Raw genomic sequence first — 13579 nt, forward strand, 5'->3', positions numbered from 1 at the left:
GGGCCGCCATGGTCAGCGTCTTTGATTACACCGATCCCTCCCGCGCCGCCGATCTGCCCGGTCCGGCAGAGGATCTGCTCGGCCTTGGGCGCCAGAAGATCGATGCGATGAGCGCCGAACTCGAGGGGACGGTGGAAACCGCGGGCCTCCTTGCCTCGGCGCTGCAGCAGCATGGCAGCCGCATCGTCGCCAGCCATTCGGCGCGGCTGAACACGGCGATGAAACAGGCCGAAGAGCTGATCGCCGCCTTTCACAACGACCGCGAGAACCGCTCCAGCTTCGAAGCCTGGGTGGAATATCAGCGCGACGCCGCCGAGCGGCTGGTGCTGAGCCTCGATGCGCTGCGCCGTCGCGGCGACATCTTCCTTGAGCATGAGGCCGAGGGCTGCCCGCCGGTTCTGGCCTATGCGACCGAGCGGGTGCTGGACGGGCGCGATCTGCCCCTGCCCTCGAATTACATGCTGCTGCGGATCCTGCCGCCCGAGGGCGTGCAGATCGACCCGCGCCGCCGCCCCTATGTGATCATCGATCCGCGCGCCGGGCACGGCCCCGGCATCGGCGGCTTCAAGACCGACAGTCAGGTGGGCGTCGCGCTGCGGGCGGGCCATCCGGTCTATTTCGTCGCCTTCCGCCGCGCCCCCGAGCCGGGGCAGTTCCTGTCTTACGTCACCCGGGCCGAGGCCGCCTTCGTGCGCGAGGTGATGCGCCTGCATCCGGAAAGCGCCCGTCCGGTGGTGATCGGCAATTGTCAGGGCGGCTGGGCCAGCCTGCTTCTGGCCGCGATGAACCCCGATCTGACCGGCCCCGTCGTCATCAACGGCGCCCCGGTCGCCCCCTGGTCGGGCCGCGTCGGCGAAAACCCGATGCGCTACACGGCCGGGCTGGCGGGCGGCACCTGGATTCCGCTCATGCTCTCGGATCTGGGGGGCGGGCTGTTCGACGGCGCGCATCTGGTGGCGAATTTCGAACTGCTCAACCCGTCGCGCACGCTCTTTCGCAAATACACCGACCTTTTCCGTGACATCGACCATGCCGAGGCCACTTTCCTCGATTTCGAACGCTGGTGGGGGGGCTTCTTCCTGCTCGCCGAGCCGGAAATCCGCTGGATTGTCGAGCAGCTTTTCGTCGGCAACCGTCTGGTCAAGAACGAGGCCCGGATCGAGCCGGGCCGCCCGGTCGATCTCAAGGCGATCCGCGCGCCGATCATCGTCTTTGCCAGCCACGGCGACACCATCACCCCGCCGCAGCAGGCGCTGAACTGGATCGCCGCGACCTATGCCGATGTTGCCGAGATCCGCATCCGCGGCCAGCGCATCGTTTACATGGTGCATGAGGAAGTCGGCCATCTGGGCATCTTCGTCTCCTCGAAGATCGCCAATCGCGAACATTCCGAGGTCGCCTCGACGCTGAAGACGATCGAGGCCTTGGCGCCCGGGCTTTATGAAATGACCATCGAGGATGTGACCGAGACCGACGGGCGCAGGCATTTCACTGTCGGCTTTTGTGACCGCACGCTTGATGACATCCGCGCGCTCGATGACGGGCAGGCCGACGAGCGGCCCTTTGCGGCGGTGGCGCGGGTCTCCGAGGTGCAGGCGCAGCTTTACGAAACGCTGCTGCGCCCGGTCTTGCGCAGCCTTGTCACCGAAACCTCGGCCGAGATGAGCCGGGCTTTGCATCCCGAACGGCTGTCGCGGGCGCTGATCTCCTCGCGCAATCCGGCCATGGCGCCGCTGCAGCAGGCGGCAGAACAGGTGCGCAAGGTCCGCACCCGGGCGCATCCCGGCAATCCGTTTCTGGCGGCCGAGGCGCTTTGGGTGCAAGGCACCGAGCAGATGATCGATTTCTGGCGCGACAGTCGCGACATGATGACGGAACTCGCCTTTCACAGCCTCTGGGGCAATCCCTGGGCGCGGGCCTTCGGCGCCAAGCATGAATCGCGCCGCACGCTGAAAAGCCTCGACGAGCTGCGGGCCCTGCCCGAGGTGACGGCGGCGCTTTTTGCGATCGACCAGGGCGGCTTCGTCGAGGCGGTGATCCGGATGCTGGTGCTTCTGGCGGAAAACCGCGGTCAGGTGCGGCGGGACCGGCTGGAACGCTCGGCCCGGGTGCTGAGCTGGGACGCGCCGTTCCGCGCGCTTGGGGCTGAACGGCGAGCGATGATCATCCATCAGCAGACGCTGATCGCGACCTTCGAGCCCGAGCGCGCGATCGAGACCCTGCCGCAGCTTCTGCGCGATCCGCAGGAGCGGGCCTCGGCGCTGGCCGTCGTGCGCTACATCCCCGGGGCGATGGCGGAAATGTCGCCTGAAACGCAGGCGATGCTGGCGCGGTTCGAAACCGTGCTTGGCGTCGCACCCGCCACCGCGGATGTGACCGAAGACCCGCTTGCCCCCGCGCCGCTTGCCCCCGTGCCGCATGTCTTGGGCGGGCCGCAAGCCTTGGGCGGAGCGGTGCCGGACTGGCAGCCTGCGCCCGATTTCGCGCCCAATTTTGCGACCGAGCCGCTGCCCGGCCTGGCCGAACAGCCGCCCGCGCCGGAAGCCCCGGTCGAGCTTGTGCCGCTGCCGCAGCCCGAAGCCGAGCCGCAACCCGGGCTGACGGAGGCCGCCCCCCCCGCCCCGGCGCCGGATCTGCCCCGGCTGGCGCCGATCCCGCGTCCGGGTCGCACGCCGCGGCGCGGTCCGAACGGGGCCGCCCCGCGGGAGGGCGAGCAATGACGCAGGCGATCCTGACGCTGAATGCCGGATCGTCCTCGCTCAAGCTCGCGCTTTATCCGCTGCGTGGCGAGAGGCCGATGGCCACGGGGCTTGTCGATGCGATCGGCCCCGCAGGGGTCTTTCACCTCAAGGGGCCGTTCGGGCAGGAGCTGCCCACGGTCGCGGGCGATCTGTCGCGCCATGAAAGCGCGCTGCAGACCGTCGTTGCCAGCCTGCGCGGCACGCATCCCGATCTGACGCTCGCCTGCATCGGGCATCGCGTCCTGCATGGCGGCGATCATTTCTCGGGCCCGGTCACGGTGACCCCCGAGATTCTGGCGCTGCTCGATCCGCTCGCCCCTTTCGCGCCGCTGCATCAGCCGCACAATCTGGCGGGCATCCGCGCCGCGATGGCGGCCTTTCCGGGCGTGCCGCAGGTGGCCTGTTTCGACACCGGCTTTCACCGCCATCACCCCTGGGTGAATGACGCCTTCGCGCTGCCGCGGGCGTTCTACGATCAGGGCGTGCGGCGTTACGGCTTTCACGGGCTGAGCTATGATTACGTCGCCACGCGCCTGCGCGAGCTTGCGCCGCATCTGGCCGCCGGGCGGGTCGTGGTGGCGCATCTGGGCAATGGCGCCTCGATGTGCGCGCTGCAAGATGGCCGCTCGGTCGCCTCGACGATGGGGTTCACCGCGCTCGACGGGCTGCCGATGGGCACGCGCTCGGGCCAGATCGACCCGGGGGTTCTGCTTTATCTGATGCAGCATCGCGGCATGAGCGCCGACGAGATCGCCGACATGCTCTATCGCCGCTCGGGGCTGCTGGGGCTCTCGGGGCTTTCCAGCGACATGCGCGTTCTGGAAGCCGCGGACACGCCCGAGGCGCGCGGCGCCATCGATTATTTCGTCTTCCGCGCCCAGCGCGAGGTGGGGGCGATGGCGGCGGCGCTGGGCGGCATCGATGCGTTGGTCTTCTGCGGCGGCATCGGGGAAAACTCGCGGCGGGTGCGCGAGCGGATCTGCGAACGGCTGGGCTGGATGGGGATCGAGATCGACCATGCCCGCAACGGCGAAAACGCGACGGTGATTTCCTCGGAGCTGGCCCGCACCACCGTGATGGTCGTGCCGACCAACGAAGAGCTGGTGATCGCCCGCGCGGCGCGGGCGGCCCTGGGCATCGGCGAAAGGAACGTGGCATGAAAGGCGCCCTGACCCCCGAGGCGGCGGCCGCCCGCATTCCCGATGGCGCGCGCGTGATGATCGGCGGCTTCGTCGCGGTGGGCTCGCCGCTGCGGCTGATCGATGCGCTGGTGGCGCGCGGGGCCCGCGATCTGACGGTGATCGCCAATGACACGGCGCGGCCGGGGCTTGGCATCGGCAAGCTGATCTCGGCGGGTTGCGTGGCACGGGTGATCGCCTCGCATATCGGGCTGAACCCGGAAACGCAGGCCGGGATGAATGCGGGGCGGATCGCGGTCGACCTCGTGCCGCAGGGCACGCTGGTCGAGCGGATCCGTGCGGGCGGCATGGGGCTTGGGGGCGTGCTGACGCCGACCGGGCTTGGCACCGAAGTTGCCGAGGGCAAGCAGATCCTCGAGATCGAGGGGCGCAGCTATCTGCTGGAACTGCCGCTGCGCGCCGATTTCGCGCTGATCGGCGCCTGGCAGGCCGATCATGTCGCCAATCTGACCTATGAATTCACCGCGCAGAACTTCAACCCGGTGATGGCGCTGGCCGCCGATACGGTGATCGCCGAGCCCGAAAGCATCGTGCCGGTGGGGGTGATCCCGCCCGATGCGGTGCGCACGCCGGGGGTTCTGGTCGATCATCTGCTGGTGCGCGCGGGGTAGGGGAGGCGGGAATGGACGCGAAAGAGCTGATCGCACGCCGCGTGGCGCAGGAAATCCGGCCCGGGATGCTGGTCAATCTGGGCATCGGCCTGCCCTCGCGGGTGGCGGGTTTCGTGCCCGCCGGGCTTGGCGTGTTCTTTCAGGCCGAAAACGGCGTCATCGGGCTTGGCGCGCCTCCGCCCGAGGGCATGGAGGATGTGCATCTGACCGATGCCGGGGGGGGCTTCGTCTCGGCGGTGCCCGGCGCGGCTTCGATCGACAGCGCGATGAGCTTCGGGCTGATCCGGGGCGGGCATCTTGACATGACGGTTCTGGGCGGGCTGCAGGTGGACGCGGCCGGGCAGCTGGCGAACTGGAAGGTGCCGGGCGCGATGGTGCCGGGCATGGGCGGGGCGATGGATCTTGTCACCGGCGCGGCGCGGGTCGTGGTGGCGATGCAGCATGCGGCGCGGGGGCAATCGAAGATCGTGCCGCGCTGCACCCTGCCGCTGACGTCGCTGCGCCGGGTCGATCTGGTGGTGACCGATCTGGCGGTGATCGCGCCGACCGCGGCGGGACTTGTGCTGCGCGAACGCGCCCCGGGCGTTGAAGTTGCCGAGATTCTGGCGGCGACCGGGGCCAGTCTGATCGTTGCCGACGAGATTCCCGAGATGCGGCTGGGCTGAGCGGCGTCATTGACAGATCGGCCCGGCGCTTCGATGCTGTCCCGGGGATGCGACGCCGGGAGGGGTGATGCGGGAGTTTCGGGCCGAGGACGGCGCAAGACTGGCCTATCGGGATGAGGGCGACGGGATCGCGATTCTGGCCTTGGCCGGGCTGACCCGCGACGGGCATGACTTCGACTATCTTTCGCATCATCTGCCGGGCGACGTGCGGCTGATCCGGCTCGACAGCCGCGGCCGGGGGGGCTCGGACTGGACCGGGGCGGCAAGCTACACCGTGGCGCAGGAGGTCCGCGACGTGCTGGCGCTGCTCGACCATCTGGATCTGCCGCAGGTGGCGGTGATCGGCTCCTCGCGCGGGGGGCTTCTGGGGATGGTGCTGGCGGCGAGCGCGCCGGGGCGGCTTTCGGGGCTCTGTCTGAACGATGTCGGCCCGGTGCTCGAACGCGCGGGGCTGGAGCGGATCGGCCAGTATATCGGCCTGCGCCCGACGGTGCCGACACTGGAGGAGGTCGCCGACCGGATGGCGGCGGCGATGCCCGGCTTTGCCCATGTGCCGCCCTCGCGTTGGGCCGAGGAAGCCGTCCGGCATTATCTGCAGGAGGCCGATCGCGTCGGGCTGACCTATGATCCGGCGCTGCGTCAGGCCTTCGAGGTGGCGATGGCCGCGCCCGCGGTCGATCTCTGGCCGCTCTTTGACGCCTGCGCGGGCCTGCCGCTTGCCCTGATCCGCGGCGCCAATTCCGACGTGCTGGCGGCCGAGACGGCGGCCGAGATGCGCCGCCGCCGCCCCGACATGCTCTTTGCCGAGGTGCCCGACCGCGGCCATATCCCGTTTCTGGACGAACCGGTGGCACTGGCCTGCCTCACCGCCTGGCTCGACCGGCTGCGGGGGCGCTGATCAGCCCGGCATCCGCTGCGCCAGCGCCTCGGGCCACGGGGCGGCCGAGCGCACGCCCAGCTCCTGCAGCGATTCCTCGACCGCCACCACCACGCGGGTCATCCCCTCGGGGTCGATCTGCCCGATGCAGCCGATGCGGAAACTTTCGACCACGGTCAGCTTGCCCGGATAGATCAGGAAGCCGCGCGCCTTCATCGCCGCATAGAAGCGCGCGAAGTCAAAGGCGGGGTCGGCGGGCGACAGGAAGGTGACGATGATCGGCGACATCCACGCCTCGGGCAGCAGCGTCTCGAAGCCAAGGTCGCGCATCCCCGCCACCAGCCGGTCGCGATTGGCCGCATAGCGTGCCCCGCGCCCGGCCACGCCGCCCTCGGCCGCGTGTTCGGCCAGCGCCTCCAGACAGGCCGCGACGACATGGGTGGGCGGCGTGAACCGCCATTGCCCGGTCTGCTCGAACGTCGCCCATTGCGCCTGCACATCCAGCGCCAGCGACGGGCTGTTGCCCGCACAGGCGGCCAGCGCCACCCGCCGCGCCAGCACGAAACCGAAGCCCGGCACCCCCTCCAGGCATTTGTTGGCCGAGGACACCAGCGCCTCGAACGGCAGCCTTGCGGGGTCGATCGGGATCGCGCCAAAGGCCGACATGCTGTCGATCAGGAGCTTGCGCCCCGCCGCCGCCGTCGCCGCCGCGATCTCGGGGAGCGGGTTCAGGATCCCCGAGGAGGTTTCGCAATGGATCGCCAGAACATGGGTGATCTCTGGGTCATCGGCCAGCGCCGCGGCGACATCCTCGCCCCGGGGCGGCAGGAAGTCGCCCTTGTCGATCACCGTGAAGGCAAGGCCCATCACATCGAGCGCCTGCGCCGCGCGCTGTCCATAGGCGCCATTGGCCAGCACCAGAACCTTGCCATGCCACGGCACGAAACTGCCCAGCATCGCCTCGACCAGATAGCTGCCCGAGCCCTGCATCGGCACGCAGTCATACGCCTCGCGGCCATCGCCCAGCAGCGCCACCAGATCGGCGCGCAACTGCCGCGTCATGGCGCGGAAATCATCGTCCCAGCTGCCCCAATCGCGCAGCATCGCCGCCCGGACGGCGCGCGAGGTCGTCAGGGGGCCCGGGGTCAGCAGGATCGGCTCGGCGGGGGGAATGTCTTTCATGCGCTCTCTCGGGTTTCGAAGGTCTGGATCAGCGACGGCAGGTCGGCCACGGTGTCGATGACATGCATGGCGCCCGCGGCCTTCAGCGCCGCCCGGGCGCGGCGCCGGATCTCGTTGCGCCGGGCTTCGGGCAGGGCCGCCATCTCGGCCAGCGTCATCCCCGCATGATTGCCCGACAGCGTCACGCCAACGGTGATGCAGCCTGCCGCCACCCCCTCGGCAATGCCGGGTTCGGTGTCGTCGACCTTGATCACCGCGCGCGGCGGATGCACGGCGAGATCGGTGAAGCATCTGTACATCATCAGCGGACCGGGCCGCCCCTCGGGCAGGTCGTCGGCGCAGACAAGCGTGTCGGGCACATAGCCCTGCGCCGCCGCCGCGGGGCTGACCTCGGCCATGATCGCGCGGGTGTAACCGGTGGTCGAGCCGATCTTGATGCCGCGGGCGCGCAGCCACGCCACCGTTTCCAGCGCACCGGGCACCAGCGTCGCATGTTCGGCCGCCACCGCGGCGTTCATCGGCACGAAGACATCATGCAGCCTTTGCACCGCATCCGCATCGGGGGCGCTGCCCTGCGCGTCGTGCCAGCGTGCGGCGATATGCGGCTCGGCCAGCATCGCGGCGACGTGGTCCCATTTGCGCAGCCCCATCGGTTTGCGCGCATCGGTGACGCTCACCGTGACGCCGAATTCGGCGAAAGCCCGCACGAAGGCGCCCATCGGCGCCAGAGAGCCGAAGTCGACCATCGTGCCCGCCCAGTCGAAGACAACTGCCTTGATCTTGATCATCCTGTCCCCGTTCGGTCCTTGGCGTTCTGGCCAAGGGGGACACCGCTTTATTGCACGCAGATGACAGCAAGGCGCGGCGCAACCGCGCATGCCGGGGCGCAACTGTCATCGTAGCGTCATGAAAACGTTACACTAATGCCGTTGCGCCCATTCTTTGCGTCATTACATTGTCGTTACATTTGCAGGAGGCCGCGATGGGCAAAAACAAGGAAAAGAAGAAGGAAAGCCAATTGGTGATCCGGGTCGAGAAGGCGGAAAAGACCGCTTTCCTTGCGCTGTGCGAGGCGCTTGACACCAGTGCCGGGCGCGAACTGCGCCGCTTCATGCGCGCCTTCGTCGCGGCGAAAGCTGCCATGGCAGAGGCCACAGAGGACGCGGCCCCCGCGCCGAAGAAGGTCAAGGCGAAAAAGGCCCCGACGGTCGCCGCCGCGACGGCGGATGCCGCGTCGCCCGAGCCGCATTCGGCCCCGGCGCCCGAGACTTCCCCCGCCGTCGATCCCGCGCCCGCAAAGGGCAACGGCGCCGCGGCGCCTGCCGGATCGACGTCGCGCAAGCGCAACGCGAAGACCGCCGCGGACGCCGTCTGAGCGTTCGATGAACGCGTGCCGATGTTGCAAACGGGGGGTTGCCGCGGAAAATTTCCGCACCTCTGCGACCGACGCCGGTCATTTCAAGGAGAGACCATCTGTCGCGGAAACCGTGAAATCCTCATTCTGGACAGTATGTTGGCTATCGTCATAGGGTCAGCCCATCGGGGGCGAAACAGTTTAGTTCAGTATTTGGGGTCGAGATGACGAAGCCAAGACCTGCGGTTGCCGACCTTGTGGCACGATTTGCGCGCATCAGGAAAATCGACATGAACAGGGCGATCGGCGAGGATGCCGTCGGGATGCTCGTGCGGCTCAAGGAGCAGACCGGGATGCTTGACGAGACCGAATGCGTGATCGTCGAACTCAAGCGCGACGGGCTGATCTCGGCGCGCAGGATGGTTGACCTGCTCCGCCGTCACCAGAAGGACTGTCTGCGCCGCCGCTAGCGCCGCTGCGCTCCACAAGACGGTCACGTCACGGCGCTATGCCGGTCATGCCCCTTCGCGCATCCGGCCATGGCCTGTCGATCGGTCCCCCGCGCGAGGTTCGGTTCCGAGCCCTTCCGCGCAGGAGATGCGACAGGACCAAGACCGTTGTCCCGATGACCCGCCGCATGGTGCTGGCGACCGGCGCCGCCGCGCTGGCCACGCCGCTGATTGCGCGCCATTCGCGTGCCTCTTCGGGCGAAGTGAACGTCTTCGCCTGGGGCGATTACTTCCAGGACGGCAAGATCCCCGAAGCCTTCAAGAAGGCGACCGGCATCAAGGTCAATGTCTCGACCTATGGTGCCAACGAGGAAGCGGCCTCGAAGCTGCGCACCGCGGGCGGCAAGGGCTTCGACATCCTGTTTCCCTCGGTCGATACCCGCCCGACCTACGACGAGGGCGCCCTGCTGGCCGAGATCGACGAGACGAAGCTGAAGGTGGAGCGGATCGAACCGGCGCTGTGGCGGTCCTCGCTGGAACTTGGCGCGGCGCATCGCGGCAAGCGCTATCTGGTGCCGTTCGACTGGGGCACCGAGGGCATCACCTGGGACGCCTCGGGGCTTGAGGTGAAGCCGGGCGATTTGTCCTATGCCCATCTCTGGGGCGAGGGTTTGACCGGCAAGGTGGCGCTGCGGCAGAAATCGGTGCTGACGAGCCTTGCGATCCATCTTGACGCGATTGGCGAGGTGCCGTCGAACTGCGGCATGGACGTTTACAAGTCCGAGGCTGACAACCGCCGCATCTTCGATGCCTGCGTGGCCTTCGTGCAAAAGCGCAAGGGCAACATCGGCGCGTTCTGGAACAATGCGACCGAGGCGACCGCGGCCTTCACCGATGGCGGTTGTGTCATCGGTCAGACTTGGGACACCACCGGCATCAAGCTTCACACCGACGTGGCCCCGAACTGGCGTTACGGCGCGCCAAAGGAAGGCGCGCTCGCCTGGATGGATACCGCGGCGATCCCCTCGGGGGCGGAGAATGTCGATCAGGCCTATGAATTCCTGAACTTCCTGATGACGCCCGAAATCGGCGGCCTGTTCGCCAATGCCACCGGCTACAATTCCGCGGCGGTCGGCTCGGCCGAGCATCTGAGCGCGGCGAACAAGACGCCTTCGCCTTTGCCTATCCGGGCGAGGCGATCGAGAAACTCTGGTGGTGGCCGATGTTCACGCCGTGGTTCTCGGCGGTGCGCGAGGAATATGTCGAGAAACTGACCAACGCCTGAGCAGGGCGAACCCGGCGCGGGGACCTTCTCCACGCCGTTTTTCCGGAGCTTTCCGATGCCCCTTTCCTTGCGTGGAATGGAGATCGAGCTGCGCGGCGCCGCCGTGCGGTTTGGCAATTTTCAGGCGCTCCACCCCACTGATCTGACGATCCGGGCGGGCGAGTTCTTTTCGATCCTCGGTCCCTCGGGCTGCGGCAAGACCACGGTGCTGCGGCTTCTGTCGGGTTTTCTGTCCCCCTCCGCAGGGGCGGTGACGATCGGGGGGGCGCCGATGGCGGGCATTGCGCCTGCCGAGCGTCCAACCGCGCTGATTTTTCAGAACCTTGCGCTGTTTCCGCTGATGACGGCCTGGGAAAACGTCGCCTTCGGGCTCGAGATGCGCGGCTGGCCGAAGGCGCGCCGCCGCGCGCGGGCGTTCGAGCTGCTGGATCTGGTGGCGCTGGCCGGTCAGGCGGAAAAGCTGCCTTTGGAGTTGTCGGGCGGGCAACGGCAGCGCGTGGCGATTGCGCGGGCCTTGGCCGTGGAACCGGCGGTGCTGCTTCTGGACGAGCCGCTGTCCGCGCTGGATCGGGTCGCGGCCAGGACCCTGAAAACGTCGTCCAGTCTGGCGTTGCAGCTTACCCATATCGACGCTGAAAAGGCCCGGATCGAGGCCGAGATCGCCCGGCTGGAGGCCGCGGAAAGCACCCCGGTCAAGACCTGGACGCTGTCGAACTATGCGCAGATGGGCAAGGCGCATCTGTGGATCTTTGTCCGTACCATCCTGGCCGCGCTGGCGGTGACGGTCCTGGCTTTCGTGACCTGCTATCCGATCGCCTTCGCCATCGCCAAGCTTGAACCGCCCAAACGCGCCGGGCTGATCCTGCTGGCGCTGGTCGTGCCCTATGCGATCAACGAGCTGCTGCGGGTCTTCGCCTGGCAGATGATCCTGAACACCGGCGGGCCGCTCAATGCGCTGCGTGGGCTTTCGGGCATTGCGCCGGTGCCGTTTCTGGAAAGCGGCGCGGGGGTCTTTGTGGCGATGGTCTATGCCTATGTGCTGTTCATGGTGTTTCCGCTGGTAAACGTGATCGAGACGCTGGACACCAACCAGATCGAGGCGGCCCGCGATCTGGGGGCGAAGCCCTGGCAGATCCATTGGCGCATCGTGCTGCCCCATGCCCGGCCCGGCATCGCGGTGGGGGGCGATCATGACCTTCATGCTCTCGGCCGGGTCTTACGCCGTGCCCTATGTCATGACCCGCGGCACCGCCGAGCCATGGTTCACCCAGCTTGTCTACAACCGCTTCTTTCAGGCGACGAACTGGAACGTCGGCGCGGCCTATGCGTTCAGCCTGCTCGCGGTCTGCACCGGCGTCGTCTTTCTGATGATGAAGCTTCTGCGGGTGCGGCTGAAGGATATCGCCCGATGAGCGCGACACCCGACACGACAGGCAGCGGGCTGGTGCCGCGGCTCTACATGGGGCTCTTTTTCGCCTACATGTTCCTGCCGCTGATCCTGATGGTGGCGGCCGGGGTCAACGCCTGTTCGCCGCCTTCGGTCACGGTTTGGCAAGGCTTCACCCTGCACTGGCTTGCCGAGCTGGGGTCCGACACGCGGATGTGGTCGGGGCTGCGCAACTCGATCCTGATCGCGGCGGCGGTGATCGCGCTGTCGCTGCCGATGGGGCTTGCGGGGGCGCTGCTGCTGAGGCGGCTGTCCGAGCGCCGCGCAGGGCTGCTTTACGCTGCGATGGTTTCGCCGCTCTTGACACCCGGCATTGTGCTGGGGGTTTCGACGGTGATCTTCTGGCGCAATTTCGACGTTGCGGGCGGGCTTTTCACCGCCATTCTGGCGCAGACGACCTTCATTGCCTCCTATGCGATGCTGATGATCACGGCGCGGCTGCAACGGCAGGACGCCAGCCTTGAGGAAGCCGCCCGCGATCTGGGGGCGACGCCGTTTCAGGCCGTTCGCCGCATCACCTTGCCCTTCCTGCGCCCGACGCTGGTGTCTGCGGCGGTGATCGCCTTCCTGCAAAGCTTCGAGAACTACAACACCACCATGTTCGCCATCGGTGGCCAGCACACGCTGGTGACCGAAATCGGCTCGCGGATGCGGTTCGGACTCTCGCCGGTGGTCAATGTCATCGGTATCCTTGTCATTCTGGTCACGGTCGTCTGCGCCGTGATCTGGGCCGTCCTGAAACAAAACGAGGGCCGCAAGGCCAAGGGAGCATGACCATGATCGACACGTTCACCGCCCCGGGCCGGTTCTGGCGCGGCAACCTGCACTGCCATTCCGACCGCTCCGACGGGGCGCTTTCGCCAAAGGAGGTCTGCCGCCGCTATGCCGCCGAAGGCTATGATTTTCTGGCGCTGACCGATCATTTCGTCGGGCGCTACGGCTATCCGATCACCGACACGGCGCAGTTTCGCACCGAGCATTTCACCACGCTGCCTGGCGCAGAGCTGCATTCCGGCGCACTGGAAAACGGCGAGTTGTGGCACATCCTTGCGGTCGGCCTGCCTGCCGATTTCGCGCCCTCGCACAGCCCCGATTTCAAGCCGGTCGCGGGTCAGGAAACCGGGCCAGACCTGGCCGCGCGGGCGGTGGCGGCGGGGGCTTTCGTCGCGATCGCGCATCCGCATTGGTCGGGGCTGAGCCTTGCCGATGCGCGCAGCCTTGCCGCCGCCCACGCGGTCGAGATCTACAACCACGGCTGCGCCATTGGCGCCGACCGGGGCGATGGCGCGGTGCTTGCCGATCTGCTGCTGACCGAGGGCCGCAGGCTGGGTCTGATCGCCACCGACGACGCGCATTTCACCGAACCCGACCATTTCGGTGGCTGGGTGATGGTGAAAGCGGCCGAGAACACGCCCGAGGCGCTTTTGCCGGCGCTGAAGGCGGGGCATTTCTATGCCTCGCAAGGGCCGGATTTCCGCGCCATCCGCTTTGACGGCACCGCCGTCGAGGTGGACAGCAGCGCCGTCGTCAGCGTGATCGTGCAAGGGCAGGCCTCGGCCACGGTGGCGCGCCACGGTGCCTCGATGACCCGGACGCGGGTTTCTTTGGACGCCCGGCTGACGGCCTCGCCCTGGTTGCGGGTGACGGTGATCGATGCCGCGGGGCGTCGAGCCTGGTCGAACCCGCTCTGGCGATGAGCCGCGGCGGAGCCGAGTTCATCGCCTGTTAAGCCGGATAGGGTAGCCGTCAGGAAATCTTGCGAGAGAGAC

Annotated in this window: 12 protein-coding genes; 10 read left to right on the forward strand and 2 right to left on the reverse strand. The window is 67.7% G+C overall.

Going from position 1 to position 13579, the window contains the following annotated elements:
* Positions 1-8: 8 nt before the first annotated feature.
* The 5 genes from FBT96_RS03335 to FBT96_RS03355 all read left to right on the forward strand — a co-directional run bounded on the left by FBT96_RS03335 (position 9) and on the right by FBT96_RS03355 (position 6114).
* Entirely contained in the window at positions 9-2720 is a 2712-nt protein-coding gene (locus FBT96_RS03335) for a DUF3141 domain-containing protein (RefSeq protein WP_249306250.1), read from the forward strand.
* Positions 2717-3901: an acetate/propionate family kinase gene (locus FBT96_RS03340; protein WP_136904946.1), complete on the forward strand. Its 1185-nt coding sequence runs from the start codon at positions 2717-2719 to the stop codon at positions 3899-3901. The genes FBT96_RS03335 and FBT96_RS03340 overlap by 4 nt, the downstream gene beginning before the upstream one ends.
* Entirely contained in the window at positions 3898-4551 is a 654-nt protein-coding gene (locus FBT96_RS03345) for a CoA transferase subunit A (protein WP_136904947.1), read from the forward strand. The genes FBT96_RS03340 and FBT96_RS03345 overlap by 4 nt, the downstream gene beginning before the upstream one ends.
* Positions 4552-4562: 11 nt before the next feature.
* Positions 4563-5216 carry a 3-oxoacid CoA-transferase subunit B gene (locus tag FBT96_RS03350; RefSeq protein WP_136904948.1) on the forward strand — a complete coding sequence of 218 codons (654 nt, stop codon included), beginning with the start codon at positions 4563-4565 and terminating at the stop codon, positions 5214-5216.
* Between the two features lie 64 nt (positions 5217-5280).
* Positions 5281-6114, forward strand: a complete 834-nt coding sequence (locus tag FBT96_RS03355) for an alpha/beta fold hydrolase (protein WP_249306253.1) — start codon at positions 5281-5283, stop codon at positions 6112-6114.
* On the opposite strand, the gene FBT96_RS03360 is transcribed toward FBT96_RS03355, so the two are convergent.
* Both FBT96_RS03360 and phnX read right to left on the reverse strand, forming a co-directional pair.
* Positions 6115-7275, reverse strand: coding sequence for a 2-aminoethylphosphonate--pyruvate transaminase (locus tag FBT96_RS03360; RefSeq protein ID WP_136904950.1), 1161 nt, complete (start codon positions 7273-7275; stop codon positions 6115-6117).
* A complete protein-coding gene (gene phnX, locus FBT96_RS03365) occupies positions 7272-8063 on the reverse strand; it encodes a phosphonoacetaldehyde hydrolase (protein WP_136904951.1) in 792 nt (263 codons plus the stop codon). Before phnX ends, FBT96_RS03360 begins: the two co-directional genes overlap by 4 nt.
* A 194-nt stretch (positions 8064-8257) precedes the next feature.
* Here phnX and FBT96_RS03370 point away from each other — a divergent pair, with 194 nt between their 5' ends.
* The 5 genes from FBT96_RS03370 (at position 8258) to FBT96_RS03400 (ending at position 13507) form a co-directional block, all read left to right on the forward strand.
* Positions 8258-8650, forward strand: a complete 393-nt coding sequence (locus tag FBT96_RS03370; protein ID WP_136904952.1) for a hypothetical protein — start codon at positions 8258-8260, stop codon at positions 8648-8650.
* A 269-nt stretch (positions 8651-8919) separates the two neighbouring features.
* Positions 8920-9099, forward strand: coding sequence for a hypothetical protein (locus FBT96_RS03375; protein ID WP_136904953.1), 180 nt, complete (start codon positions 8920-8922; stop codon positions 9097-9099).
* A gap of 155 nt (positions 9100-9254) precedes the next feature.
* A complete protein-coding gene (locus FBT96_RS03380) occupies positions 9255-10352 on the forward strand; it encodes an extracellular solute-binding protein (RefSeq protein ID WP_249306255.1) in 1098 nt (365 codons plus the stop codon).
* A gap of 66 nt (positions 10353-10418) precedes the next feature.
* A complete protein-coding gene (locus FBT96_RS03395) occupies positions 10419-12584 on the forward strand; it encodes an ATP-binding cassette domain-containing protein (protein WP_394347652.1) in 2166 nt (721 codons plus the stop codon).
* A 2-nt stretch (positions 12585-12586) separates the two neighbouring features.
* A complete protein-coding gene (locus FBT96_RS03400; protein ID WP_394347653.1) occupies positions 12587-13507 on the forward strand; it encodes a CehA/McbA family metallohydrolase in 921 nt (306 codons plus the stop codon).
* Positions 13508-13579: the final 72 nt, after the last annotated feature.

This window comes from Rhodobacter capsulatus (genome assembly GCF_005144475.1).
Classification (GTDB): Bacteria; Pseudomonadota; Alphaproteobacteria; order Rhodobacterales; family Rhodobacteraceae; genus Rhodobacter; species Rhodobacter capsulatus_C.

Bases quoted from the DNA above. Each gene is read 5' to 3' on its own strand.
- FBT96_RS03370 (WP_136904952.1), top strand. From the start codon at position 8,258: ATGGGCAAAAACAAGGAAAAGAAGAAGGAAAGCCAATTGGTGATCCGG.
- FBT96_RS03350 (WP_136904948.1), top strand. From the start codon at position 4,563: ATGGACGCGAAAGAGCTGATCGCACGCCGCGTGGCGCAGGAAATCCGG.
- phnX (WP_136904951.1), bottom strand. From the start codon at position 8,063: ATGATCAAGATCAAGGCAGTTGTCTTCGACTGGGCGGGCACGATGGTC.
- FBT96_RS03400 (WP_394347653.1), top strand. From the start codon at position 12,587: ATGATCGACACGTTCACCGCCCCGGGCCGGTTCTGGCGCGGCAACCTG.
- FBT96_RS03375 (WP_136904953.1), top strand. From the start codon at position 8,920: ATGAACAGGGCGATCGGCGAGGATGCCGTCGGGATGCTCGTGCGGCTC.
- FBT96_RS03340 (WP_136904946.1), top strand. From the start codon at position 2,717: ATGACGCAGGCGATCCTGACGCTGAATGCCGGATCGTCCTCGCTCAAG.
- FBT96_RS03345 (WP_136904947.1), top strand. From the start codon at position 3,898: ATGAAAGGCGCCCTGACCCCCGAGGCGGCGGCCGCCCGCATTCCCGAT.
- FBT96_RS03380 (WP_249306255.1), top strand. From the start codon at position 9,255: ATGACCCGCCGCATGGTGCTGGCGACCGGCGCCGCCGCGCTGGCCACG.
- FBT96_RS03360 (WP_136904950.1), bottom strand. From the start codon at position 7,275: ATGAAAGACATTCCCCCCGCCGAGCCGATCCTGCTGACCCCGGGCCCC.
- FBT96_RS03395 (WP_394347652.1), top strand. From the start codon at position 10,419: ATGCCCCTTTCCTTGCGTGGAATGGAGATCGAGCTGCGCGGCGCCGCC.
- FBT96_RS03335 (WP_249306250.1), top strand. From the start codon at position 9: ATGGTCAGCGTCTTTGATTACACCGATCCCTCCCGCGCCGCCGATCTG.